Annotated in this window: 1 pseudogene; it reads left to right on the plus strand. The window is 70.4% G+C overall.

Annotated features, from left to right (window positions below):
* A pseudogene (locus J0695_RS38765) lies at positions 1-213 on the plus strand (metallophosphoesterase); the annotation flags it as partial.

The following is a 213-nucleotide window of genomic DNA, read 5'->3' on the forward strand; positions in this document are numbered from 1 at the left end:
GTCGTCCACGCCCCCTACCTCCGCGCGCTCGACGCGTTCACCACGGACGGCTACCCCCTGGTCCTCGCGGGCCACACCCACGGCGGCCAGCTCTGTATCCCGTTCTACGGCGCCCTGATCACCAACTGCGACCTGGACGTGGACCGCGTCAAGGGCCTCTCCACGCACACCACCGCCAACGCCAACCGCTCCTACCTCCACGTCTCGGCGGGC

The sequence above is a fragment of the Streptomyces beijiangensis genome (assembly GCF_017315755.1).
Taxonomy (GTDB): Bacteria; Actinomycetota; Actinomycetes; order Streptomycetales; family Streptomycetaceae; genus Streptomyces; species Streptomyces beijiangensis.